The 23,214-nt window shown below is 62.3% G+C and carries 24 protein-coding genes and 2 pseudogenes; 12 read left to right on the forward strand and 14 right to left on the reverse strand.

The genetic code is table 11. The features are described from left to right. Positions 1-269 precede the first annotated feature (269 nt). On the reverse strand, positions 270-722 hold the full coding sequence (locus G7009_RS08845; RefSeq protein WP_181129616.1) for a thiol-disulfide oxidoreductase DCC family protein: 453 nt from the start codon (positions 720-722) through the stop codon (positions 270-272). A gap of 1,427 nt (positions 723-2,149) precedes the next feature. Here G7009_RS08845 and G7009_RS08850 point away from each other — a divergent pair. Further along, the gene (locus tag G7009_RS08850) at positions 2,150-2,443 is read left to right on the forward strand and encodes a DUF3077 domain-containing protein (RefSeq protein WP_181129617.1); all 294 of its coding nucleotides are present in this window, start codon (positions 2,150-2,152) and stop codon (positions 2,441-2,443) included. Between the two features lie 106 nt (positions 2,444-2,549). On the opposite strand, the gene G7009_RS08855 is transcribed toward G7009_RS08850, so the two are convergent. Then, complete coding sequence (locus tag G7009_RS08855) at positions 2,550-3,299, reverse strand: cache domain-containing protein (protein WP_181129618.1); 750 nt, start codon at positions 3,297-3,299, stop codon at positions 2,550-2,552. Between the two features lie 123 nt (positions 3,300-3,422). Next, complete coding sequence (locus G7009_RS08860) at positions 3,423-4,175, reverse strand: FadR/GntR family transcriptional regulator (RefSeq protein WP_181129619.1); 753 nt, start codon at positions 4,173-4,175, stop codon at positions 3,423-3,425. A 262-nt stretch (positions 4,176-4,437) separates the two neighbouring features. Here G7009_RS08860 and G7009_RS08865 point away from each other — a divergent pair, with 262 nt between their 5' ends. The 8 genes and pseudogenes from G7009_RS08865 (at position 4,438) to G7009_RS08900 (ending at position 11,507) form a co-directional block, all read left to right on the forward strand. Next, a complete protein-coding gene (locus tag G7009_RS08865; protein ID WP_181129620.1) occupies positions 4,438-5,862 on the forward strand; it encodes a gamma-aminobutyraldehyde dehydrogenase in 1,425 nt (474 codons plus the stop codon). Between the two features lie 224 nt (positions 5,863-6,086). Beyond that, positions 6,087-6,692: a dimethylamine monooxygenase subunit DmmA family protein gene (locus G7009_RS08870; protein WP_181129621.1), complete on the forward strand. Its 606-nt coding sequence runs from the start codon at positions 6,087-6,089 to the stop codon at positions 6,690-6,692. Continuing rightward, positions 6,689-7,657, forward strand: coding sequence for a PDR/VanB family oxidoreductase (locus tag G7009_RS08875; RefSeq protein WP_181129622.1), 969 nt, complete (start codon positions 6,689-6,691; stop codon positions 7,655-7,657). Before G7009_RS08870 ends, G7009_RS08875 begins: the two co-directional genes overlap by 4 nt. Before the next feature lie 13 nt (positions 7,658-7,670). Continuing rightward, positions 7,671-8,717, forward strand: coding sequence for a heme-dependent oxidative N-demethylase family protein (locus G7009_RS08880; protein ID WP_181129623.1), 1,047 nt, complete (start codon positions 7,671-7,673; stop codon positions 8,715-8,717). Positions 8,718-8,788: 71 nt separating this feature from the next. Further along, positions 8,789-9,997 (forward strand): MFS transporter, encoded by a 1,209-nt coding sequence (locus tag G7009_RS08885; RefSeq protein WP_181129624.1) that lies wholly within the window; start codon positions 8,789-8,791, stop codon positions 9,995-9,997. Positions 9,998-10,284: 287 nt separating this feature from the next. After that, positions 10,285-10,559: pseudogene (locus G7009_RS08890) on the forward strand (type II toxin-antitoxin system Phd/YefM family antitoxin). Continuing rightward, positions 10,534-10,831: pseudogene (locus tag G7009_RS08895) on the forward strand (Txe/YoeB family addiction module toxin). Before G7009_RS08890 ends, G7009_RS08895 begins: the two co-directional pseudogenes overlap by 26 nt. A 157-nt stretch (positions 10,832-10,988) precedes the next feature. Next, entirely contained in the window at positions 10,989-11,507 is a 519-nt protein-coding gene (locus G7009_RS08900) for a hypothetical protein (protein WP_181129625.1), read from the forward strand. A 118-nt stretch (positions 11,508-11,625) separates the two neighbouring features. Here the strand turns inward: G7009_RS08900 and G7009_RS08905 are convergent, their stop codons facing one another. Both G7009_RS08905 and G7009_RS27715 read right to left on the reverse strand, forming a co-directional pair. Next, positions 11,626-12,699 carry a diguanylate cyclase gene (locus G7009_RS08905; protein WP_181129626.1) on the reverse strand — a complete coding sequence of 358 codons (1,074 nt, stop codon included), beginning with the start codon at positions 12,697-12,699 and terminating at the stop codon, positions 11,626-11,628. A gap of 116 nt (positions 12,700-12,815) precedes the next feature. After that, positions 12,816-12,944, reverse strand: coding sequence for a hypothetical protein (locus G7009_RS27715; protein WP_258197894.1), 129 nt, complete (start codon positions 12,942-12,944; stop codon positions 12,816-12,818). 25 nt (positions 12,945-12,969) lie between these two features. Between G7009_RS27715 and G7009_RS08910 the strand changes: the two genes are divergently transcribed. Further along, entirely contained in the window at positions 12,970-13,863 is an 894-nt protein-coding gene (locus tag G7009_RS08910) for a bestrophin family protein (protein WP_181129627.1), read from the forward strand. Between the two features lie 35 nt (positions 13,864-13,898). On the opposite strand, the gene phnE is transcribed toward G7009_RS08910, so the two are convergent. From phnE to G7009_RS08930, 4 genes are read right to left on the reverse strand one after another with little or no spacing between them, the layout of a single operon-like run. Continuing rightward, on the reverse strand, positions 13,899-14,666 hold the full coding sequence (gene phnE / locus G7009_RS08915; protein WP_181129628.1) for a phosphonate ABC transporter, permease protein PhnE: 768 nt from the start codon (positions 14,664-14,666) through the stop codon (positions 13,899-13,901). Next, on the reverse strand, positions 14,663-15,490 hold the full coding sequence (locus G7009_RS08920; RefSeq protein WP_181129629.1) for a PhnE/PtxC family ABC transporter permease: 828 nt from the start codon (positions 15,488-15,490) through the stop codon (positions 14,663-14,665). Before G7009_RS08920 ends, phnE begins: the two co-directional genes overlap by 4 nt. Next, the gene (locus G7009_RS08925) at positions 15,484-16,281 is read right to left on the reverse strand and encodes a phosphonate ABC transporter ATP-binding protein (RefSeq protein WP_181129630.1); all 798 of its coding nucleotides are present in this window, start codon (positions 16,279-16,281) and stop codon (positions 15,484-15,486) included. Before G7009_RS08925 ends, G7009_RS08920 begins: the two co-directional genes overlap by 7 nt. After that, entirely contained in the window at positions 16,278-17,132 is an 855-nt protein-coding gene (locus G7009_RS08930; RefSeq protein WP_181129631.1) for a putative selenate ABC transporter substrate-binding protein, read from the reverse strand. Before G7009_RS08930 ends, G7009_RS08925 begins: the two co-directional genes overlap by 4 nt. A 125-nt stretch (positions 17,133-17,257) precedes the next feature. On the opposite strand from G7009_RS08930, the gene selD reads away from it, so the two are divergent. Together selD and mnmH are read left to right on the forward strand one after the other, a co-directional pair. Next, positions 17,258-18,292, forward strand: coding sequence for a selenide, water dikinase SelD (selD, locus tag G7009_RS08935; protein ID WP_181129632.1), 1,035 nt, complete (start codon positions 17,258-17,260; stop codon positions 18,290-18,292). Then, positions 18,292-19,389, forward strand: coding sequence for a tRNA 2-selenouridine(34) synthase MnmH (gene mnmH, locus G7009_RS08940; protein ID WP_181129633.1), 1,098 nt, complete (start codon positions 18,292-18,294; stop codon positions 19,387-19,389). The genes selD and mnmH overlap by 1 nt, the downstream gene beginning before the upstream one ends. A gap of 76 nt (positions 19,390-19,465) precedes the next feature. On the opposite strand, the gene G7009_RS08945 is transcribed toward mnmH, so the two are convergent. From G7009_RS08945 to alaC, 5 genes are all read right to left on the reverse strand, one after another. Further along, complete coding sequence (locus G7009_RS08945; RefSeq protein ID WP_181129634.1) at positions 19,466-19,855, reverse strand: lysozyme inhibitor LprI family protein; 390 nt, start codon at positions 19,853-19,855, stop codon at positions 19,466-19,468. A gap of 225 nt (positions 19,856-20,080) precedes the next feature. Then, complete coding sequence (locus tag G7009_RS08950; RefSeq protein ID WP_258197895.1) at positions 20,081-20,617, reverse strand: hypothetical protein; 537 nt, start codon at positions 20,615-20,617, stop codon at positions 20,081-20,083. Positions 20,618-20,669: 52 nt separating this feature from the next. Further along, positions 20,670-21,233 carry a GNAT family N-acetyltransferase gene (locus G7009_RS08955; RefSeq protein ID WP_181129636.1) on the reverse strand — a complete coding sequence of 188 codons (564 nt, stop codon included), beginning with the start codon at positions 21,231-21,233 and terminating at the stop codon, positions 20,670-20,672. Between the two features lie 111 nt (positions 21,234-21,344). Then, on the reverse strand, positions 21,345-21,719 hold the full coding sequence (locus tag G7009_RS08960; RefSeq protein ID WP_181129637.1) for a YkgJ family cysteine cluster protein: 375 nt from the start codon (positions 21,717-21,719) through the stop codon (positions 21,345-21,347). A gap of 258 nt (positions 21,720-21,977) precedes the next feature. Continuing rightward, complete coding sequence (gene alaC, locus G7009_RS08965) at positions 21,978-23,186, reverse strand: alanine transaminase (protein WP_181129638.1); 1,209 nt, start codon at positions 23,184-23,186, stop codon at positions 21,978-21,980. Between the last annotated feature and the right edge of the window lie 28 nt (positions 23,187-23,214).

Here is a 23,214-nt window from a genome sequence, read left to right on the forward strand (position 1 = left end):
TCCCGACATGCTTCCTCCCATGAACGCTATTGGGCGTGACGCCGAGGGCGCCATGCCGGGCAAGACAAGGAGAACACTATAGCAGACCGCTCCATGAGTCATTGATCTGGCTTTCAGAGGTAGTACGAGGCTTTCCAGCATCGCACAGAAGTAATAACTTCCAGAGCGATCCAGAGACAGATAGATATATCCACATAAAGCCCCTTGACAGTACAATTAATAAAAACCCGAGCTTTCTTTGAATACTCAAACGAATATTACTCACCCACTCACACCGTGCTTTTTAGAAAACGCCGCTGATGCTCAGCTGTAGGCAATGGGCAATTGTCGTATCTGCCAAATAGTCGATAACGGTTCAGGGCTATGCGGTCGTAAGCCCAGTCCCGTAATCCTCTTGGCAGTACGCGCAGTACCCCAAACGCACGCCAGGCGCCTGGCAACTCTCCCGCGACTTCGAAAAAGGCATTGGAGCGAATCCAGCAGCGGTTGTCGCGAATCACGGCCATGGTATTGAACCGGTCGAGCGGCAATCCGGCCCATGCAAGCAGGCGCTGGCCTTCGGGCGATTGCACGGTGGCCAGGCGGATGCGTGCCGCGGGGTCATGGCGGATCAGGAAGCGCACGAGGCCGTTGCAGAGTTTGCAAACGCCGTCGAAGAGGACGACGGTTTCGCCGGGAGAGAGGATGGGGGCCGGGGTGGGGTATTCGGTATAGGCGGGCATGGGCAGGCTCTCGTTTCAGGGGATGCGGCATTCATGGCCAGGTGGTCGCTGTGGCGAGGTTGGACCTTGGAGCATGCGCCCAGGGCTTTTTTGACACTCCTGATTTTTGTAGGCTATTTCTTGATCATTGCGGTTTGATCTGATCCGCCTGGGTGGGGCCGCTGGGCATGTTATGGGTATGGGTTTAGGTGAGACTGTAAATGTGTAGCAGGATTCGAATTTGATGGGGCTGGCTGCCGCGGTTAGCGGGTCGGAGTCTGGAGATTTCGGTTTTGGTGGGCCGTTTGCGGGGTCTGGGTAGCCACGACCAGCGCGGCCTAGGCAAGATCCCATTGCCAGGCGAGTCTTTCGGACTTGGTTGCAGGCGGTCTGGCGTCCCGGCAAGCCAGCTCTCATCGGCTTGTTGCAACATCGGCTCGGTTCATTACGGGTGCAAATCACCGGTTCGGCGCGAGTCATGACCGTGCAATACAACACCGGTGCCCTAACGCAGACAGTCAAGGGAAAGCTATCGGTTCAAATGCTGGTGCTTAACAGCTTTCGGAATCTTCAGTGACGCTGCCGGCCTATCGCGGGACAAGCCCGCTCGCCACCGATACGCGGCGTTTCCAGTGGCAAGCGGGCTTGTCCCGCGATAGGCCAGCAGCGTCACTGAAGAATTAAGCTTCGGCTTCAGTTGCTGGATGCTAGCAAACTCTCAGATTTTCCTTATTCCCTGTGGTCCATTTCCGAAACATACTTCACCAGCACCACTGGGAACACCGCGTACCGGTGGCGAGCGGGCTTGCCCCGCGATAGGCCGGCAGCGTCACTGAAGAATTAAGCTTCGGCTTCCGTTGCTGGGTGCTAGCAAACTCTCAGACTTTCCTTATTCCCTGTAGCCCATTTCCGAAACATACTTCACCAGCACCACTGGAAACGCCGCATACCGGTGGCGAGCGGGCTTGTCCCGCGATAGGCCGGCAGCGTCACTGAAGAATTAAGCTTCGGCTTCCGTTGCTGGGTGTTAGCAAACTCTCAGATTTTCCTTATTCCCTGTAGTCCATTTCCGAAACATACTTCACCAGCACCACTGGAAACACCGCGTACCGGTGGCGAGCGGGCTTGTCCCGCGATAGGCCGGCAGCGTCACTGAAGAATTAAGCTTCGGCTTCCGTTGCTGGGTGTGCCACCCTTCCGTTTGGCAGCGGAGTCTTGCAGCTCAATTTGACTCTAGAGGCTGTTGCCATACTGAAAATCGTCCCACACCCGCCCCGCTCCCCGCACACTCCCGAAGCCACCCCTACGCAGCAAGCCCTTACCCGCCCTATCGTACTCCCGGAACGCCCGCTCCTTTCAATCCTCCACGAGATCGAAGCCGCCCGCGCCCTGGTTGCGTCGATCCTGCCTTGTCGCTCCGAGCGACCCTCATCCAGAGGCCTCCCCCAATGAGCGACACACACCCATTCTCCCGCCCCCAGAAAAACACCACCGCCGGCATCGCGACATCCGCGCTTGGCCTTGCACCACCGGATTATCTGCTCCGCATCAATCCAGACGTCCCTTACACCTACGCGCTGGAACAGGCATCGCTGATCATAGGCTGCGTCAGCCGACTCACCGTACTCGGTGCACTGGATGACGACGGCTCGCTGGTAAGGGCAGCGCACTTCCTCAGCTCGATGGCCAAGGCGCTGGTCGATGATGTCGACGTGGGAATGAAGCCGCACGACAATCCTTGAGTAAAGGCGCCACGGTGCATCTGGCTTCGTGGCGTTTTAGCCCCTGGCCTGGCGGATAGACCTGCGGGTTACCATAGTAATATTCGTCGAACAGGAAGCCGGCGCCTCACGCCGCCCTGCGCAGCGTCGGCAACCGTACCAACGACCACCCCGCCTCCGACTCGGCCAGTCCAAGCCGTGTCCCGTCATGCGGCACGGCATTGAGCAGCGCCAGCGCCAAATCCCCGACCATCCAGTTGGCCGAGTTCGACGCGATCACCCGGCCATCCGCCGCGATCAGCACCGCCTGATGCTCCAGGCGCATCAAGCTGCGCACCAGCATTCGTTCGACGTTGTGCAGCGACAAGTCCAGCCCGGCCACGCCGATGAAGCGGTCCTGTACCCAGATCGGGATGGTGAAGGTCAGCACGTACATGTTGGTGCCGTAGAGATCCACGTACGGGCCTTCGACCACCGGCTTGCCGGTCGCGCGCGGGCGGCTGTACCAGGGCATGGCGGTGTAGTCGTAGAAGTTCTCGCGGCGGCGGTCGAAGTTGGGGCGCAGGGGCATGGTCTTGCCGGCGTCGGCCAGGTACCACCACTCCAGGTGCATCTCGCGGTCGGCCAGGCAACCCGGCTCGACGATCACCCCGCCACCGCAGCCGAATGCGCCGGTGGCCAGCAGTTGCTGGTCGATGGCCGGGCGTAGCGAGGCCATGTCCCGGGCCGTGGGTTCACGGCCTTCGGCCAGGACGCGCGCCCAGAGGCTGCGGGTTTCATCCACCAGGTGGCGGACCTGACCGAAGATGGCCCCCAGGGTGCTGTCCAGCTGCTGTGCGCAGGCTGAGAGGGGATCGTTATCGCCTAGGTCAAACATGGCATTACCTCACGCAGGTTCGGCTTTATTCTTATGTGTGCTTCGACCCGTTCTCAGGCCAGTTGACGCAATGTCACGCAAATACCACGCCAGGGCAGGCTCGGACGCCCGCGCCGGTTGGCTTCATCCCTGTTCGTCGTCCGCCAGCAGTTCCAGGCGCAGACTGATCAGACGCTTGATACCCCGGGTGACATGCGCCTCGGCCAAGGCGCCAGCCAGTACGGGATCGCCGCTGGCCAGCGCCTGCAGGATGGCGCGGTGTTCCTGTTCGATCACTGTCACGTCACCACCGCCCGCCGCTTCCAGCCAGAGCAATTCGCCGACCTCGGACTGCAGGCGCATCTCATGGTTGCTCAGGCGCAGTGACTGCGCCGCGGCCGCCACCTCGATATGAAAACGCGCATCCGCCCGGTGCCGGGACTGACGCGTGGTCGCCAACTTGAGCGTCTCGATGTGCTGGGCAATACGTGCCTGCTGCTCGGGCGAGCTGCGCTTGGCGGCCAACCGCGCGGCGGTGCCCGAGATGGCCAGCTGTTCATCGCCGAGGTCGCGAAGGTCCGGCCCGCTCATGTCGCGCAAGCGCTGCAGGAGCAGACCTTCGGGCAGCTCGACGGGCGCGCAGACGAAGCTGCCGCCATTGCGACCACGCCGGGTCTCGATCAGGCCGCGTTGGCGCAATACGACCAATGCCTCGCGCAGGGTCACGGTGGCGACGCCCAACTGCAAGGCCAGCTCGGATTCACTAGGCAACTGCTGCCCCTCGGCAAACAGCCCAAGCTCGATGGCTTCGACCAGCCTGCGGGCTACCTCATCGGTCCGCCCTTCCTGGCGCAACCGGATGAAGGCGGTGTTACGGGCAGTATTCAGGGCACTCATTGCCTCTCCAAAGTCAGCAGTGCGATGGCTCGGCGCACATCGGCGCTAAAAATTCTGTTCCACATCTTATAGCGAATGGCGAGGCGCACGATAGCGCACGTTGCACTTAACCAACGCAGAAAATACCGATCAAAGGTGAGTTGGCAAAATTCCAACATTAAGATATGGTTTCATATGTTTATGGGGTTCTGGCGGAACGCTGCGTTCACCTTTTTGCCCCCAGCTATCGTGATCTATCACCTACAAGACCAAGGAATACGCCATGCAAACCAGACTCCTGATCAACGGCCAGTTGGTGGATGGCCAAGGCGAGCCGTATCCCGTGTACAACCCCTCCCTGGGCACCGTGCTGGTGGAAATCGCCGAAGCCAGCGGCGCCCAGGTCGATGCCGCCGTGCAAGCCGCCGATGACGCCTTCGACGCCTGGTCCCAGACCGCGCCGAAAGAGCGCGCCAACCTGCTGCTCAAGCTCGCCGACCGTATCGAGGCCGAGGCCGAGAACCTGGCCCGCCTGGAATCGCAGAACTGCGGCAAACCCTACCAGGCCGCGCTGAACGACGAGATCCCGGCCATCGCCGATGTGTTCCGCTTCTTCGCGGGCGCCAGCCGCTGCATGACGGGTTCGGCCGGAGGCGAGTACCTGCCGGGGCACACCTCGATGATTCGCCGCGATCCGCTCGGCGTGGTCGCATCGATCGCCCCCTGGAACTATCCGCTGATGATGCTCGCCTGGAAGCTCGCCCCCGCGCTGGCGGCCGGTAACTGCGTGGTCCTCAAACCTTCCGAGCAGACCCCGCTCACCGCCCTGGAACTGGCGCGGATCATGGCCGAGCTGTTCCCGGCCGGTGTGGTCAACATCCTCTTCGGACGCGGCCCGAGCGTGGGCGAGCCACTGGTCAACCACCCCAAGGTGCGCCTGGTGTCGCTGACCGGCTCGGTCGCGACCGGGGCACGGATCATCGCCAGTACCGCCAGCAGTGTGAAGCGTACCCACATGGAGCTGGGCGGCAAGGCGCCGGTGCTGATCTTCGACGATGCCGACATCGATGCCGCCGTCGAAGGCATCCGTGCGTTCGGCTTCTACAACGCCGGTCAGGACTGCACCGCGGCTTGCCGCCTGTACGTGCAGGACGGCGTCTACGACACATTCGTGAGCAAGCTTGGCGAGGCGGTGGCCAGCCTGCGCCATGGCCTGCAGAATGACCCCGAGACCGAACTCGGCCCGCTGATCACTCGCGATCACCTGCAGCGCGTAGAGGGCTTCGTCGAGCGCGCCAAGGCCCAGCCGCATATTCGCGTCATCACCGGCGGCAAGCGAGTCGATGGCCCTGGCTTCTTCTTCGAACCGACCGTGCTCGCGGACGCTCGCCAGGATGATGAGATCGTCCAGCGAGAAGTATTCGGTCCGGTGATCAGCATCACGCGCTTCAGCGATGAGACGCAGGCCCTGGCTTACGCCAACGACTCGGACTACGGCCTGGCCTCTTCCGTATGGACCCGCGACGTAGGGCGCGCCAACCGTCTGGCCGCGCGACTGCAGTACGGCTGCACCTGGGTCAACACGCACTTCATGCTGGTCAGCGAAATGCCCCACGGCGGCATGAAGCAGTCGGGTTACGGCAAGGACATGTCGATGTACGGGCTGGAAGACTACACCTGCGTGCGTCACGTGATGTTCAAGCACTGATGCAGTGCGCGGCGCACCGCTTCGGTGCGCCGCGCATCACCTTTCTTACGCTTTCAAAACCTTAAACCGGCACAAAACACCCAGATTCGGTCTTCGATATAAAACATATAAAACCATAGGCAATATGGCATGGGTTCTGCTTTCACCCTTGCATCAGCCTGAAAACCAGCCGTCATTGTTACCGCCAGGCACATCAGCGGTAACGGCTAAAGAGGTGTGTCACCATGCTTATCACCGGTATCAAGAGCCGTCCGGTCTATGACCGACTGCAACCCATGACAGGTGGCCTGCGTCACTTGATCGCGGGCCAGGGCAGTGGCGGCGCGGCCATGCTGCGCCTGATCGCGGACATGTCGCCTAGCCAGCGCCAGCACAGCACCCTGCTCTACTCCACCGAGAGCTTTTCCGGCCACGACCACTTGCAAGCGCTGCGGGAACTGAAGGTTGCCGGGCTTGAGGTATTCCCCAGCAACCAGGCGCTGATCGAGGCCCTGGCCAGGAAGCTGAACGAGGCACACATGGGCACGCGCCTGTACCTGAGTGGCTCGGAGAGCTTCATCGGCACTGCCATGCAGGCCGCCAACGCAGTAGACCTCAATCGCGACGAGGTACTGCGCGAACACAGCGGCACCCTCGTGCGACGCGTGTGGTGCGCCCACTGCGACACCTATACCGAGAACGTCACGCATCGCGTGTTCACCTGCCCCGGCTGCCAGCTCGACCTGGTGGTGCGCGATCACTATTCCCGCCGCCTGGCTGCCTTCCAGGGCATCAAGGCCGATGGCGAAGTCCCGGGCGAACTGCCAGCTGCCGAGGAGCTCGACACATGAATACCCACAACGGCACCCTCAGTGTCCGCGTTACCCGTATCGAACAGCTCACTCCGGAGATCAAGCGCTTCACCTTGAACGATCCCCAGGGCAAGCACCTGCCAGCGTTTTCCGGCGGCAGCCATGTGGTCGTGGTACTCGAAGAAGGCGAGAAGACCTATCGCAACGCCTATTCGCTGATGAGCTCGCCCTACGACTCCAGCGCCTACCAGATCGCAGTGCGGCGGGTCGACACAGGTCGTGGCGGCTCGCGCCTGCTGCATGACCAGGTGCGCGAAGGCGCGCTGCTGCAGATCCTGCAGCCCGCCAACCTGTTTCCGCTAGCCAAGCATGCCCGCCAGCATCTGTTCATCGCCGGAGGCGTCGGCATCACGCCGGTGTATTCGCAACTGGAGGAGCTGCAACTCAAGCAGGCCACTTTCGAACTGCACCTGGCCGTCCGCGGCCCGGAACACACTGCCCTGGGTCTGGAACTCAAGGCCCGCTATGGCGAGAAGGTGCATCTCTACGTGCAGGGTCAGGCGGCGCGCATGGACATCCGCGGCATCCTCGCCGCCCGTCCACTGGGCAGCCATGTGTATGTCTGTGGCCCCGACAGCATGATCGACGACACCCTCGACAGCGCTCATGCGCTGGGCTGGACCGATAGCCACATCCATTACGAACGCTTCGTCGAACAAGGCTCCACCGGCCAGCCATTCAGCGTCACCCTCGCGCGCCAGGGCGTGACCATCGAAGTGCCGGCCGAGCAATCGCTGCTCGAAGCCGCCGAGCAAGCCGGCTACCAGGTGCCTTACCTGTGCCGTGGGGGCGCCTGTGGGTACTGCGAGACCGAAGTGCTGGAAGTCGAGGGTGAGCTGGATCACCGCGACGACTGGCTCAGCGAAGAAGACAAGCTCGGCAAGCGCAAATTCATGCCTTGCGTATCCCGCGCCAATTGCAGCCGCCTGGTCGTAGACCTCTGAGGAGAACAACAAGATGACCGTATTCAAGCCGATCGAAACCTACGCCGACCAGGCCCCCGACCACACCTACCAGAACAGCCGCGAAGCGATCCTGCGCCTGCCCTTCCCTTATCCGGAAGACCATTACATGTACTCGATGAACGTCGAACCGCATGTACCGTTCGGCACCGGCGCGCTGCGTGGCCAGTTCGACATCGACGAGCATTACGTTTCCGAATGCCATCACCGTGCCCAGACCCTGGCCGCTCAGCCCGGCGTCCACTACGCCGCCCTGCCGCACATGATGGAAGCGCAGTGGGACCTGCTCGAGCTGTTGATGGAGTCGTACTCGCGCGATTACCCCGAGCACTTCACCCTGGAGAAGAGCGGTACCCAGTGGCACTGGATCAACCGCCCGCTGCAGATCGACGACACCTTCACCTTCGGTGACGCCAGCACCCTGCCGATGGAACCGATGGAGTACATCACCCGCCAGGCCCAGGGCGAGTTCATTCTCCTGGAAGAGCGTGACGATACCCTGGTGATGGGCGCGGGCATGGCCACCCAGCGGGCGGATTATTCGCTGCGTTTCAACCTGGGCATGAGCTTCATGGAGTTCCATGGTCCGGTTCCCAAGCTGCACGAGATGGGCATCCTGCAACGCGCCCTGAAATTCCTGCTGCGCCTGCGTCCGGGCCACCCGGTGCGTCGCACCAACTGGTCGATCACGGTCAATCCACGCCTGGAGACGTCAGCCGAAACCCTGCCGGACTGGGCGCCTGAGCGTACCCTCGTCACGGCCGAAAACGCCGGTGATCTGGTCAACCTGCGAATCGAGCTGCAGCCCTTGCATCGCCTGCCGCGCAGCAACGCGGTGCTGTTCCCGGTGCGCACCTACCTGGTCAGTCTCAAGCAGCTGGCCGAGTTCGCCCCGCAATGGGCCAAGCGCATGCACCGGGTGATCCGCGACCTGGACCAGGAGCTGGTGGACTACAAAGGCTTCACCCGCTATCGCGACGCGATGGTGACCTGGCTGTCGCAGTACGACGACGGCACGCCGGTGGATGAAAGCCAGCAATAACAACAATAAATCGAGCGCGCCTTAAGGGCGCGCCTCTGCCAACCGATGTGCTAGCCATCCGGGGATGCCCCATGAAAACAATACGCAACTGCTTGCCCGAAAGTTGGAGTCTGGTGTTTTCCGCCGCTGGTTCGGCCTACGGGGTCGGCTTGCTCGGCCTCTGGGCATTGCCCTTCCTGATCAGCGCCATCATTCATGACTTGCAGCTCAACGAGGCGCAGGCCGGGCTGCTGATGTCCGCCGAGTTCGGCTTTACCATGCTCGCCTCGCTGGTGGTCGCACCGCTCATGGGCAGGGCGCCACGACGGACCCTGGCACTGGTGGGCACCGTGCTGGCAATCGCGGCCAACCTGGCCAGCGCCAATATCGAGAGCATCTATACACTGGCGGCGGTGCGTTGTATCGCCGGCATCGGCGCCGGTCTGGCCCTGGCCTGCGGCAATGCTTCGGTCTCCAGCGCCAAGTACCCCGACCGTATCGCCGGCCACATGAACGTGCTGTCGGTGGTGCTGATGATCGTGGTGATGCTGGGCTACGCCAAGGTCATGGCCTTGTACGGCCTGTCAGGGCTCTACTACGCGATGGCCGCGACCATGGCCGTGATGCTGCTGGCCATTCCCGCCATGGCGCAGCGCGCACCGATCGCCGACACGGCGCCTTTGCTGCCGGGCGCCAGCAAAGGCTCGGGCAATATCCTGCTGAGCCTGCCAGCGATCTGCATGATGCTGGCGATGTTCGTCTTCCAGGCCCGCGACACCATGGGCTGGGCGTTCGTCGAGCGGATCGGCACTCTGGTCGGCTACAGCGGTGACGAATTGGGCATGCTGCTCTCGTTCCAGTCCTTCATCGGCCTGATCGGGCCATTGCTGGCTGCCATGATCGGCAAGCGCTTCGGCATGAGCACCCCGGTGATACTGGCGATCCTGCTGACGGGTGGGACCAGCCTGGCGTATGTCCTGGGCGAGCACTCCAAGACCTTGTACACCGCCGGTGTGATGACCATCTGCATCACCTACTTCTACGCCCTGAGCTACCTCACCGGCCTGGCCGCGGAGCTCGATCGCGAGGGACGCGTGGTCGCGGCCGCCAGCAGCTTCCTCAGCCTGGGATTGGCGGTAGGGCCGGCGATCTCCGGCGGACTGATCTCGGTGGGTGGCTTTACCCTGGCGGCGTGGGGCATCGCGGTGACCGTGGTGCTGACCTTGCTGCTGGTCATCGTGCCGTTGGCGACCGTGCGACGCGAAGCTGCGGGCATCATGCCGATGGCTGCGGCGGCGTAGAGCAGTACGGCTGGCTGGAACCTGTCGGCTGTGTTGGAGCGCTGTTGCTCGGTCCATCACAGTCGATCCGACCACTACAATTCCACCAGTCCTTAATCCAGCGTTCAAGCCTGAAACACGTACAAAGTTTTGTACAACGCCGTCGGAGCGGTGCTGGATGTTGGTTCCCCGCCTTGCTTACGTACGTCTGGACCGATCCCACGATGGGCCAGGACGCTCGCCTTACAATCACCAACCAGGCACAGCTTGGGAGGCCTCGGTTTCCTCACCGGGAAGGAATCAGTCAAATGCAAACTCTAACGTTCAGTCAGGCGCGTGCCGGCCTGAAGCAAACAATGGACGATGTATGCCGGGATCACGAGCCGGTCGTCATTACGCGTCAGCGTGGCGAGCCGTAGTCTTGCGCTCTTTGGACGACTACAGCTCGATGGCCGAAACGATGTACCTGCTGGGTACGGAAGCCAACACCACACACCTGCGCGAATCCATTGCACAACACAAGGCGGGGAAAATCTTCACCAAGGAGATTTCCCTGGTTGTCGAATCAGAAGCAGAAAAATAAACACCAGGCCCGTGGTCCTAGCAAAGTTTCGTTTACCCTGCACGGGTGGGACGATTATCAACACTGGAAGAAAAACGATGCCGATATATCGGCATCGGTCGATCGCTTGATCAACGAAATCCTGCGGACCCCCTTCGCTGGTACCGGCAAGCCAAGGTTTGAAAGGCGATCTGTCCGGCTACGGGTCACGTCGAATTACCAAAGGGCACCGTATTGTCTACTTCTATGAAGAGGGGACGCTGACTGTTCTCGCCTGTCGGCATCCTGACTAAGGTTCGCATGCCTGATATGTACGAGGGGTAGACTGATTGATCAAGAATGCAGGGCAGGCGTGATGAATTTCAGATCATGAGCGAAGACCGGCAAGCGCCATGCTAGGCTCTTTGTCGCTCGGCAATAAGGCCGGTACCTTTCTACAAGGAAGTCCAAGTGACTATCAAGGCATGGATAATCAGAAACTTCACGATCAGCAAGGAACTGCAACAGGGTGCCAAGAGCGCGGCTGGAGAAACTCTAGCCCTGGTGATTTCAGCTTGCGTAGCTGGCTTCATGTATCTGGCGACCCTCTTTATCCCCATCTGGTTGGGCTTCATATCCTATATGATTGCGGTTGTGCTGCTGCTACTTGCGTTGTTTGTTATCAAACGACGTTCCAGCAAAGCCATCACGTTCTTCGTGACAAACCTGATTTCATCCCTCCTGTGCATTGTCATTTCCCTCGAGTTCCTGAAGCTGTTCTCCACCTTGCTCTTGAACATTTTCTATCCTGATACTGCTCTTGCCGAAGTGCCTAAAGGCATTGCGGATAGCGCCAGTCTCCATCCTGACCCCAAGATGGTTTTGATACTTATCGCTGTGACCTTCGCTATCTTGCTTGCCTATCGATGGGGCCAGGCGACCGCGACCACACGATTGAAAGCGGCCGAGCCCGACAAAGCCGGAAAATGACCTCTCCCTCGACAGCCTTCCCTGCAATGCTTTGAGCTTGGCCAAACTCAACCTGAATCCACCATCAACAGCAGATTCTGCCGCGCTTCCAGAGCGGCATGTTTTTCACCGCTGGACGTCACGCGCTCGCAGCCTTGCCCGGTATGACCGCTGGCGCCCTGGCCAGCATGATCGTGTTGCGCCCTGCACGCTTGGCGTCGTACAACGCCATGTCCGCCGCGTGCAGCCAAGCATCCGCTGTATCGAGGTGCTCGCCGTAGGAGGCGATGCCGATGCTCAGGCTGACGCTCAGTTGCGGCAACTCCGGGTCCCGGTAGTCCTCGACCGCCTGGCGCAGGCGTTCCAAAACTTCCTTGGCCTGATCGGGCGTCGTGCCCGGCAGCATGACGCAGAACTCGTCCCCCCCATAACGAGCAGCCGGGTCGCTCTTGCGCAGGTAGCTCGACAGCAAGCTGCTGATCACTCGCAGGATGCCGTCGCCCACCAGATGACCGAAGCGGTCGTTGATCTGCTTGAACTGGTCGATGTCGATCAAGGCCAGGTGGTTGGGCTGGTCACTGCGCCGGCATCGCTCGAACTCCAGCTTCAGCAAGTCTTTCCAGGCGCCGTGGTTGATCAGCCCGGTGAGGCTGTCGGTCTTGCTGAGACGGGCCAGGGCACGCTTGTGCCTGGTGAGCTGGACCGTCACCTGGTAACAGACCATGCCGATGGCCATGGGGTAGATCAGCAGGATCGGCAGGCAGGCGAGCATCTGTGCCTGGCTGGTCTCGGGAAACAGGACGGGAGTGGGCAGCAGCAGTATCAGACCGATACCCACCCCCTGCGCCAGCAAGGTTCTGACCAGCATGGGCCAGCCGCCCGCGGCGATCTTGTCCATCGCGATCATGGACAGGATGATCACGCTCGGCAAAGGGTTCAGGCCCATGGCTCCGGCCCAGCAACCGCCGGCGAAACCGTCGAAGATCATGTTGCGCTGTTCTGCGCGAAATGGTTGTTTCGAGCGTCGGGCGATCTGGAACGCCACGTGCGGCCAGACGAAGCCATGCGCGATCAGCAAGCCCCAGACCCAGGCGTCGGGTCGCATTGGCCAGATGCCGACCATCACACAGAAGAAACCCAACCCCGACCCTACCGCTCGCGGCAGGTACATGCGCTTGGCAAATGACAGGCCGCTGCTCGTACGGTTGCTCATGTTGGTATCACCGATTGAAATGCCATCCATGACTTCACCGGACAGGCTACAAGGCTGGAATACCTTGAGGCTCGGAGAGCAAGCATTGTGCCACTACTGAGGAAGGAACTCCAAGTTCACTGGATGAGCTGCACTCCCTGGCCTATGGCGGCCTTGGCGATGCGCCAAAGGGGATGAACACCTTTCGCAACATCCAGCTCCCGGTCACGACGAACCTTGACCTCGCCTCGGCGTCCGATCTTCATCCGCGCCACTTCGAGGTTCCTCTCCGTGAAAGACGCCATTGCCCGCAAGTATCGACTGGTGGTCAAGACATTCGGCTACATCGGCTGGTCCCTGTTCTGGCTGCTGATCTGGGATGTGATGGTCACGATCGAATTCATGCTGTTTTTCAACACCGAATTCACCTTGCCATTGATGCCTTTGACCCTGCTCGGCTCCGCGCTGGTGGTGCTGGTGAGCTTTCGCAACAGCAGCGCCTACAACCGTTGGTGGGAAGCGCGCACGCTATGGGGCGCGCTGGTGAACAGCTCACGCAGCTTCGCCCGGCAGGTGCTGACCCTGGTCGATGACATCGACGACAGCCCCAACCCGGTCAAGGCCTCGCTGCTGCGTCGCCATGTCGCCTATGTCAATTGTCTGGCTGCGCACTTGAAGGGCGAACCTTGCCCCGACGAGCTGATGGCGTTCATTCCACCCAAGGAGTTCGAGCGACGCAACGGCTCCAACAACTTTGCCAACGACATTCTCAGCGGCTCCGCGGCCATGCTGGCGCGCGAATACAAGGAGGGACGACTGGACAGCATCCGCCTGTCGCGACTGGAGTCGACGCTGGTCGACCTGTCCAACGCCCAGGGCGGCATGGAGCGGATCGCCAATACGCCACTGCCCTACCCTTACGTGTATTTCCCGAGGCTGTTCATCAGCCTCTTCTGCCTGATCGTTCCGGTCGGCCTGGTGGAATCGCTGGGCTGGTTCACGCCACTGGCCTCGACGGTGGTGGGCTTCATGCTGTTGGCGATCGAGCGAATCGGCTCGGATCTGCAGAGCCCGTTCCGCTTCAGCGAACACCAGATCCAGATGGAAAAGATCTGCGAGACCATCGAGCGCAACCTGGAGTCGATGCAACGCGAGGCCCAGGTGGAGAAACTGGGGGCGGAATAAGGATGCCGAGCGCCGAGGCGTCGGCAAGCCCCGCTTCAGGCCCTCACGTAGCGCTGGCGCATGACATCGCTTGCCGCGTCCACTAGCAACACCAGGACCAGCATGGCAACGATGACCGTGCTGGCCTGCGACTCCTGGAACAGGCTCAGCGTGGTGTAGAGCATCTGCCCCAGCCCACCGGCACCGACGAAACCCAGCACACTGGCCATGCGGATGTTGTTCTCCCAGCGGTACAGGCTATAGGCGAGCAACTGGGGCCAGAGATTGGGCAGCGTGCCAAAGCAGAACGCCGCGACCTGGCTGCCTCCCTGCAGACGGATGGCGGCGGCGGGCTCGGGCGGGGCATTCTCCAACGCTTCGGCGAACAGCCGACCCAGCACGCCTGCCGTGTGCAATGCCAGGGCCAGGGTTCCGGCATTCGGCCCAAGCCCTGCCGCCAATACGGTCAGCGCCGCCCAGACGAGCTCGGGGATGGCCCGCAGGCCGTTGAGCAGCAGCCGGGCAGCGCCTTGCAGCGGCCAGCCGAACCGCCCGGCGGCGGGCAGTGCCAGGAGTAGCCCGAAGATCATCGCCAGCAAGGTGCCGAGGCCGGACATGGCCAGGGTTTCCAAGGCGCCATGACCGACCGCGCGCAGATGCCCGCTCGACAGGTCGGGGCTGAGAAAGCGCGTCGCGTACTCGCCCATCTGCTCCAGCCCGCCATTGCCCACCAGCGCCCGCAGATCCAGGCCAAGGTAGACAAAGGAGCCGACCACCGCCGCCAGGATCGCCAGCAGCACCAGCCAGTTGATCGCCCGGTTCATGTCAGCCTCCCACGCAACAGACGGCTGAGCTGATCCGCGAAGAACACCAGTACCAGGAATGTCAGCAGCATGCTCGCCACCTCGGCACCGGCGAACATGCGCATGGACAGGTCGATCTGCTGGCCCAGACCTCCCGCGCCCACGAAACCCATCACCACCGAGGCGCGCACCGCGCACTCCCAGCGGTAGACGGTATAGGACACCAGCTCCGAGGCCGCACTCGGAAGGATCCCGTAGAAGAAGGCGCCGAGCCGGCCGCTGCCTGCCTGGAGCAACGCATGCGTAGGTCGCTGGTCGACCGATTCGAAGATTTCCGCGTAGACCTTGCCGAGCATGCCGCTGTAGGTGATGGCGATGGCCAGCACGCCCGCGGTCGGCCCCAGGCCCACGGCGCGAACGAACAACAGCGCCCAGACGATCTCCGGAACGCTGCGCAGAAACACCAGCAGGCCACGTATGGGCAGGCGTAGCGTTTGCGACCAGAAGCCCGGTCGACCGCCTCGGGACGCCGCCCCAAGCGACAGCGCGCGACTGGCCAACAGACTCGCTGGGACCGCCAGCAGCAGCGCCATGGCCATGCCGACGGTCGCCACGGCAAGGGTCTGCAGGGTGGCTTCGAGCAGCAGATCGAGGAATTCGCGCTCATGCGCGGGTGGCCAGAAGGCGCTGACGAAATTACCCATCTGTCGGCGGTTTTCCGCTTCCAGCAGGACACCCGGATTCAGTTCGCTCAGTTGCAGGCCCGGCCACAGCAGGACAAGCGCCAGGAGCATCAGCAGCAGGCGCGGCAGTGTGGCGGGATCGCGCGCGTTAGGTATCAGCATCGGGGGATCTGCACCACCAGGGACGGTCCCGGCACGGGTTGTTGCGCGAGCAGTTGCTCGTTGGCGTAGAGCGCGTCGAGCAACGCCTGGGTAACCGCGTCGGCCGGACAATCGAAGGCCACCTTGCCATCGCGGATGCCGATCACCCTTGGAAAGTGCGCCAACGCCAGTTCCACGGCGTGCAGGCTGGCCACCAGGGTCACGCCGTTGACATCGGCATGGCGGTTGAGCAGGCCCAGACTGTGATCGGCCAGTACCGGGTCCATGGCCGAGACCGGTTCATCCGCCAGCAGCACCTGGGGCCGCTGGTACAACGCGCGGGCAATGCCGACGCGCTGCAACTGCCCTCCGGAAAGCTGTCCGCACTGCACGAACAGTTTGTCGGCCAGCCCCAGATCCGCCAGCGCTTGACGCGCGCCAGGCACGTCCAGCGGACAGATCAGGTTGGCCAAGCCGCGCAAGGTGCCCCACTGGCCCAGACGCCCGGCCAACACCGCTGTGACCACGCGCTGCCGAGGCGGTAGCGGTGGCGCCTGGTGGACCAGCCCGACACGCGCGCGCAAACGTTGGCGAGCTCGACCGGACAGCGTCCAAGGCTGCTCGCCGAGCAACTCCAGCCTGCCGCTACTGGGGCGCAGGGCACTGGCCATGAGGTGCAGGAGACTGGACTTGCCCGCGCCGGAGGGGCCAATGATCGCCACCCGCTCGCCGGCTTCGATGCACAGGTCTATGCCGTCCAGGGCCAAGACCTGACCATGGCGCAGGCTGGCCCCGTGCAAGCGGATGCTCACTTGAGCAGACCGGCGGCGCGTGCGGCTTCCTCGGTGCCTTCATAGTTGCTCGGCCTGGTCTCGATGAAGCGGCTGGCCGCCTGCAGGTCGAGGATCGCCTTGTGCTCGGGTTTGGAAGGGTCGAGCGCCAGGAAGGCGGCCTTGATCTTGTCCTTCAGGGCCGGGTCCATGTTGCCGCGCACGGTCCAGTTGTAGTCGTAGTAGGTCGGCGTGGTGGCGAATACCTTGACCTTGTCGGTGTCGACCTTGCCCGAGGCCACCAGCTTGTCCCACACGCTGGCGTTGAGCACGCCCGCATCGACCTTGCCGGCCTGCACCCAGGCGGCGGTGGCATCATGGGCACCGGAGTAGGCGATGCGGCTGAAGTAGCCTTCCGGCTTGATGTCGTCGTTCTTGAGCATGAAGTAGCGCGGCATGAGACTGCCGGAGGTGGACGAGATCGAGCCGAAGGCGAACGTCTTGCCCTTGAGGTCAGCCAGGCTGTGCACGTCCGGGTTGGCGGTAATGAATTTGCTGGTGAACTTGGAATCCTGTTCGCGCTGTACCAGCGGCGTGGCGGTCGGGTCCTTCAGGTGCACCTGGACGAAAGTGAAGCCGCCCAGCCAGGCCATGTCCAGGCGATTGGTGGCCAGCGCCTCGACGACCGCGGGGTAGTCCGATACCGGCACGAATTGCACCTTCATTCCCAGTTGCTGCCCCAGGTAGTCACCCAGCGGCTTGAACTTGCGCAGCAGTTCGGTGGGCGCCTCATCAGGGATGGCGCTGACCCGCAGGGTGTCGGCGGCATTGGCCAGCAAGGCGGAACAGGACAGCACGAGGCCGGCGGCCAGCGCCAAGGGACGTTTGAACATGGGGGACTCTCCGGTTCTGTAGCGAGCAAGGGCCGACATCCGCGCCGACCGTGCGAATTATAAGAGGCGGTGGCGCAAAGGCCAGCTTTGCTACAATCGCGCGATACAATTCCCGAGGTACTCCCATGAGCGAATCGATCCGGCTGACCCAGTACAGCCACGGCGCAGGTTGCGGCTGCAAGATTTCTCCCAAGGTGCTGGACGTGATCCTCGCCGAAAGCGGCACGCAGGCCCTGGACCCGAACCTCTGGGTCGGCAATGCCTCGCGCGACGATGCGGCTGTCTACGCACTGGACGATGAACGCGGCGTGGTCTCGACCACCGACTTCTTCATGCCCATCGTCGACGATCCGTACGATTTCGGGCGTATCGCCGCGACCAACGCGATCAGTGACATCTACGCCATGGGCGGCGATCCCCTGATGGCCATCGCCATTCTCGGCTGGCCAGTCAACCTGTTGCCGCCGGAGGTCGCCCGCGAGGTGATTCGTGGTGGTCGCGCGGTCTGCGCCGAAGCCGGCATCCCGCTGGCGGGTGGTCACTCGATCGACGCCCCCGAGCCGATCTTCGGCCTGGCCGTGACCGGTGTGGTCAGCAAGCGTCATCTCAAGCGCAACGATACCGCCACCCAAGGCTGCCGCCTGTACCTGACCAAGCCGCTGGGCATCGGCATCCTTACCACGGCGGAAAAGAAGGCCAAGCTGCGCGAACAGGACCAGGGCCTGGCCCGCGACTGGATGTGTACCCTCAACACCCCCGGCAGTCGTTTCGGCAAGCTCGACGGCGTCAAGGCGATGACCGACGTCACCGGCTTCGGCCTCCTGGGTCACCTGCTGGAACTGGCCGAGGGCAGCGGCCTGACCGCGCGGTTGAACTACGACGCCGTACCGCGCCTGCCGAGTGTCGAGTATTACCTGGCCGAAGGCTGCGTGCCGGGCGGAACGCTGCGCAACTTCGAGAGCTATGGCCACAAGGTCGGCCCGTTGGTCGACGACCGCAAGCACCTGCTGTGCGACCCGCAGACCAGCGGTGGCCTGCTGGTGGCGGTCAACCCGGACGGCGAAGCCGAGTTCCTCGCGGTGGCCGCCGAGCTGGGCCTAGACCTGGCGCCGATCGGCGAACTGGTCGAGCGACAGAGCCACGCGGTCGAGGTGCTGTAATGCGCGACGACTGCACCGATTACCGTCAGCTGTTCCTCGACGATGCGCCGATGATGGACATGCGCGCACCGATCGAATTCACCAAGGGCGCCTTCCCGGGTGTCGTCAACCTGCCGCTGATGATGGACCAGGAACGGCAGAAGGTGGGTACCTGCTACAAGCAGCAAGGGCAGGCGGCTGCCATCGCCCTTGGACATCAGTTGGTCGGCGGCGCGGTCAAGCAGGCGCGCCTGGAGGCCTGGGCGGCGTTCGCCAAGGCTCATCCGGACGGTTATCTCTACTGTTTTCGTGGCGGCCTGCGCTCCCAGATCGTGCAGCAATGGCTCAAGGAAGCCGGCGTCGATTATCCGCGCGTGAAGGGTGGCTACAAGGCGCTGCGTACCTTTCTGCTGGAGACTACCGAACAGGCGGTGGAACAGTGCGATTTCGTCCTGGTAGGCGGCCTGACCGGCACCGGCAAGACCGATGTCCTGCTACAGCTGGACAACGTCTTGGACCTGGAAGGCCATGCCAACCACCGCGGCTCAAGCTTCGGCAAGCGGGCCACTGGCCAGCCGACGCAGATCGATTTCGAGAATGCCCTGGCGATCGACGTGCTGAAGAAACGCGCGCGCGGCATACGCCAGTTCGTGCTCGAGGACGAAGGCCGTATCGTCGGCAGTTGCTCGGTGCCGTTGGCGCTGTACCACGGCATGCAGCACTATCCGCTGGTCTGGCTGGAAGACAGCTTCCCCAATCGGGTCGAGCGGATCCTGCGAGACTATGTGATCAACCTCTGTGCCGAGTTCACTGCATTGCATGGCGAGGACAGCGGTCCCCAACTGTTCGCCGAGCGCATGCGTCAGAGCATGGTCAATATCCGCAAGCGCCTGGGTGGCGAGTGTTTTCAGCGCCTGTCCACCCTTCTCGAACAGGCGCTCGAAGAGCAGCTGCGCAGCGGCGCGGTAGACCTGCATCGCGCCTGGATCGAAGGGTTGCTCAACGAGTACTACGATCCGATGTACGCCTACCAGCGTGACGCCAAGGCGGAACGAATCGAGTTCGCGGGGGACGGTGTCGAGATACGCGAATACCTGCGCGCGCGAGCGCAGCACTGAGGCCTGGTGGGCAGGCCGTCACAGGGGCGTCCAGCATCCCCTCTCTTGTCCTGCCCCGGTGACGCGCGATATGGATCTACTGCCCTGGGCTGAGCACACGCTCCAGCTCGGCTGCCCGGTCGCCGGTCGCCCCCAGCAAGCACATGGCCCCGTCGATGCGATGGAGGGTTCCGTCGCTCAGGCGGCCCATGAACGCACAGTTGCCATCACGGTACTTGATCCAGTTCCGCTGCACTTCGCGCAGGCGCTTCTGCCGGTCGCTGTCCAGCCTTGTCATCAGCTGTTTGTAGACCCGGTTGAGGCGATTGTCCTGCAGTTGGGTCTCTGCCGTGATGCAACTGCTCATCGCCAAGGTGCTGGAAGCCTTGTCCATGCACTGGGTGTAGGTGGTCGAATAATCCTCGGCCTGAGCGAACGAGGTTATGCAGGCCATGGTGACGGTGAGCAACAGGTATCGCTTGAGCATATGGGCTCCCTTGGGTGGCGGGATGCAAAGCCTGGCAGCCGTGATGACGTTCGACGGCTTTGAGGAATAATCGGATTGTTCCTGTACCGGGACGTTCCCTTTGCAGGCAGTATCAGTGCCCAGCGAAGCGATGCCTGCCGCAATGAAGCGGGGTATTGGAAATCCGTACATGGATGGGCTCTGGTGACGCGCTGAGCCGCGCTCCTGCTCATCCCGTGCTCACCCTCACAACACCTGTCCCGGCTCCGGCGGCATCAGTACCCTGCCCGGCTCGAAGCGCAGGGACGGCATCTGGGTAGCGCTGTACAGGACCAGCCCGAGGGTGCCGATCAGCAGCATGTCGATCAATCGCCAACCGGGTACATCACCCGCGGCACGTGCTCGCCAGCACCACCACCCCTGCCCCAGACAGAAACTCAGGATCGACAGCGACCACAGGTAGAACCCCAGTCCCACCCCGGTGACCGTCTGAAAGGCATAGCTCAGGTTGTCCGGCAGGCGCTCGATTGCGAAACTGCTACCGGCCAGGTACAGCGCCACAAGCCCCATCAACAAGGACAAACGACGAAAGCGTCGATGCGCAAGTATCGCCAGTGCCAACAGCGGGTTGGCGAACCATTGGAACAAGCCGAAGGGCATGCCCCAAGGCCCGTAGAGCAGCATCTGCAGGGCGGGCATGTGCGAGCCGCCCGCCATGCTGGCGCCATCGAAGGCCAGGCATAGCAAGAACAGGGACAGGCTCAAGGTCAGGTAGTAAGCCAAGACGACGGCTCCGGATTCTCGAAAAAGGAGCCGACCATACCGCACACAGACTTCAGACGACAGCTGGCTCGAGCAGCAATCCATAGATAGCGGAGTCGGACAACACGCCGTTGACACACCATCGCGCGCGCAGCGTCCCTTCACGCACGAAGCCCTGACGTTCCAAGGTACGGGCCGACCCACTGTTGCGCGGATCGATCTCCGCCTCGAGCCTGCGCATGTGCAGGGTGTGCGCCAGGTAGTCGATGAAGCACGTCAGCGCTTCGTCCATGTAGCCACGCCCCTGCAAGGCGCTGGACAGGCAATAGCCGATCTCGCCGCGACGGGAAGCATCGTCGATGTTGAACAGCTGGCACATGCCGATCAGTGCATCGGTATCACGACGATACATGCCCAGCTTGAGCAGACAGCCGCCGACAAGCCCTTCGCGGTCGGCAGCCAAGGCACCCTCGGCTTCGGCCAGGAACTGCCACGGAGCGTGGTGCCAATAGCGCATGACCACGGGATCGGACATGATCGTCAGCCATTGTGGCGCATCGGCATGGCGCATGGGACGCAGCCACAGGCGCGGGCTATGCAGGCACAGATCGTTGGGGAAACTGCGGGGTCGGGCCACACGGGACCTCCTGTCCACTGCCATAAACCCACAGTCTAGCGTCCGTGGGGCCGACATGCACTGCAACGGGCCGGGACTACGACGGAAGTCGAAGCTTCACCGGCACTACCTTCAAGCGACCTGCACCCCATCATCTGGCCAATGCGGCTCATTGGCTTCCAATGGTGGCAGTCCGTAAGCGGCACGGGCAGCGTCGCAGCTGGGGTTATGAACGCCGTCGACCCAAGACGCTTCGAATTCGCGACAGGGCGAGGAGCGCTGGGCGTAGATGGTGCAACCCACCTGCTGGCCGATCTCTCCCGCCAGGCTCACGCAGCGACACGGCTTGCTGTCCGTACCGATCATGGCGACCCGAGTCGGGTTGATCTGCACGACCAGGTCATCGGGCACCAGCCCGCCGGCCGATTCGCACTCGCCCCAGAAGAAGGACACACGGAAATACCCGCAGCAGGCGCCGCAGTTCAAGCAAGGGTTATATTCGGACATGATGAGTGGAACGGGGGGAAGGATTATAGTTGTTCGGGTCAAGCCCGCTGCGCTATTTGTAATCCAACTGCGACGGACTTAGAAGGGGGGCAGAGAAATAAATCCGGACTGACCGACGACAGGCTCGATCGACGTCGGTAGCCAGTGTTGCCAGCCTGGTCGAGAACAGGCCTCCACTCGGCTGGCGATACCCAACTGGATAGGCTTTTCGCATCCTACGCTGCCCCACCCTCTCCCTGGCAAGGCAGCGTTATCAGTTCACTTGCGGGTCAGACCGTCGGCGCGGAACATCTGCCGGATACCACGAATCGCCTGGCGGATACGGTCCTGGTTCTCGATCAGGGCAAAGCGCACATGATCGTCGCCGTATTCGCCGAAACCGATGCCCGGAGAAACGCAGACCTTGGCCTCGGCCAGCATCTTCTTGGCGAACTCCAGCGAGCCCAAATGCGCATAGGCCTCGGGAATCTTCGCCCAGACATACATCGACGCCTTGGGATTCTCGACCATCCAGCCCATCTCGTGCAGGCCCTTGACCAGCAGGTTGCGGCGCTGGCGATACTGCTCGGCGATATCGCGCACGCACTGCTGGTCGCCTTCGAGCGCGGCGATGGCCGCTACCTGCAGCGGGGTGAAAGTGCCGTAGTCGTGGTAGCTCTTGATCCGCGCCAGGGCATTGACCAGTTCAGGGTTGCCTACCATGAAACCGATCCGCCAGCCCGCCATGTTGTAGCTCTTGGACAGGGTGAAGAATTCCACCGCGATATCCTTGGCGCCAGGCACCTGCAGGATCGACGGCGCTTTCCATCCGTCATAGACGATGTCGGCGTAGGCCAGGTCGTGGACCACCAGCACATCGTACTGCTTGGCCAAAGCGACCACGCGTTCGAAGAAATCCAGTTCGACGCACTGTGCGGTCGGATTGGAGGGGAAACCGAGAATCATCATCTTCGGCTTGGGAATCGACTCGCGAATCGCTCGCTCGAGCTCGTTGAAGAAGTCCACGCCCGGAACCAAGGGTACCGACCGTACATGAGCACCGGCGATCACTGCGCCGTAGATGTGGATCGGGTAGCTGGGATTGGGCACCAGCACGGTATCGCCCTGGTCCAGCGTGGCGAGCATCAGGTGCGCCAGCCCTTCCTTGGAACCGATGGTGACGATGGCCTCGCTTTCGGGATCGATCTCGACCTCGTAGCGCTCCTGGTACCAGCGCGAAATCGCACGCCGCAAACGCGGAATGCCGCGCGAGGTGGAATAGCCGTGGGTATCTTCACGCTGGGCGACCTGCACCAGCTTCTCGACGATGTGCGGCGGCGTGGCGCCGTCGGGGTTGCCCATGCTCAGGTCGATGATGTCCTCGCCACGACGGCGGGCTGCCATCTTGAGCTCGGCGGTGATATTGAAGACGTAAGGGGGAAGACGATCGATGCGCGCAAAGCGGCGCGGCGAACCTTGTTCGGCCATGTGTACCTCGAAGACGTAAGCGCCCGGA

Source organism: Pseudomonas capeferrum (genome assembly GCF_013523055.1).
GTDB lineage: Bacteria > Pseudomonadota > Gammaproteobacteria > Pseudomonadales > Pseudomonadaceae > Aquipseudomonas > Aquipseudomonas capeferrum_A.

What these genes read in the sequence shown, in the direction of transcription:
- G7009_RS08960 (WP_181129637.1), bottom strand. Translation starts at nt 21,719, where the DNA reads ATGTCCGAATATAACCCTTGCTTGAACTGCGGCGCCTGCTGCGGGTAT.
- G7009_RS08865 (WP_181129620.1), top strand. Translation starts at nt 4,438, where the DNA reads ATGCAAACCAGACTCCTGATCAACGGCCAGTTGGTGGATGGCCAAGGC.
- G7009_RS08850 (WP_181129617.1), top strand. Translation starts at nt 2,150, where the DNA reads ATGAGCGACACACACCCATTCTCCCGCCCCCAGAAAAACACCACCGCC.
- G7009_RS08905 (WP_181129626.1), bottom strand. Translation starts at nt 12,699, where the DNA reads ATGAGCAACCGTACGAGCAGCGGCCTGTCATTTGCCAAGCGCATGTAC.
- G7009_RS08870 (WP_181129621.1), top strand. Translation starts at nt 6,087, where the DNA reads ATGCTTATCACCGGTATCAAGAGCCGTCCGGTCTATGACCGACTGCAA.
- G7009_RS08875 (WP_181129622.1), top strand. Translation starts at nt 6,689, where the DNA reads ATGAATACCCACAACGGCACCCTCAGTGTCCGCGTTACCCGTATCGAA.
- G7009_RS08885 (WP_181129624.1), top strand. Translation starts at nt 8,789, where the DNA reads ATGAAAACAATACGCAACTGCTTGCCCGAAAGTTGGAGTCTGGTGTTT.
- G7009_RS08845 (WP_181129616.1), bottom strand. Translation starts at nt 722, where the DNA reads ATGCCCGCCTATACCGAATACCCCACCCCGGCCCCCATCCTCTCTCCC.
- G7009_RS08930 (WP_181129631.1), bottom strand. Translation starts at nt 17,132, where the DNA reads ATGTTCAAACGTCCCTTGGCGCTGGCCGCCGGCCTCGTGCTGTCCTGT.
- G7009_RS08920 (WP_181129629.1), bottom strand. Translation starts at nt 15,490, where the DNA reads ATGCTGATACCTAACGCGCGCGATCCCGCCACACTGCCGCGCCTGCTG.
- selD (WP_181129632.1), top strand. Translation starts at nt 17,258, where the DNA reads ATGAGCGAATCGATCCGGCTGACCCAGTACAGCCACGGCGCAGGTTGC.
- alaC (WP_181129638.1), bottom strand. Translation starts at nt 23,186, where the DNA reads ATGGCCGAACAAGGTTCGCCGCGCCGCTTTGCGCGCATCGATCGTCTT.
- G7009_RS08945 (WP_181129634.1), bottom strand. Translation starts at nt 19,855, where the DNA reads ATGCTCAAGCGATACCTGTTGCTCACCGTCACCATGGCCTGCATAACC.
- G7009_RS27715 (WP_258197894.1), bottom strand. Translation starts at nt 12,944, where the DNA reads ATGAAGATCGGACGCCGAGGCGAGGTCAAGGTTCGTCGTGACCGGGAG.
- phnE (WP_181129628.1), bottom strand. Translation starts at nt 14,666, where the DNA reads ATGAACCGGGCGATCAACTGGCTGGTGCTGCTGGCGATCCTGGCGGCG.
- G7009_RS08860 (WP_181129619.1), bottom strand. Translation starts at nt 4,175, where the DNA reads ATGAGTGCCCTGAATACTGCCCGTAACACCGCCTTCATCCGGTTGCGC.
- G7009_RS08855 (WP_181129618.1), bottom strand. Translation starts at nt 3,299, where the DNA reads ATGTTTGACCTAGGCGATAACGATCCCCTCTCAGCCTGCGCACAGCAG.
- mnmH (WP_181129633.1), top strand. Translation starts at nt 18,292, where the DNA reads ATGCGCGACGACTGCACCGATTACCGTCAGCTGTTCCTCGACGATGCG.
- G7009_RS08880 (WP_181129623.1), top strand. Translation starts at nt 7,671, where the DNA reads ATGACCGTATTCAAGCCGATCGAAACCTACGCCGACCAGGCCCCCGAC.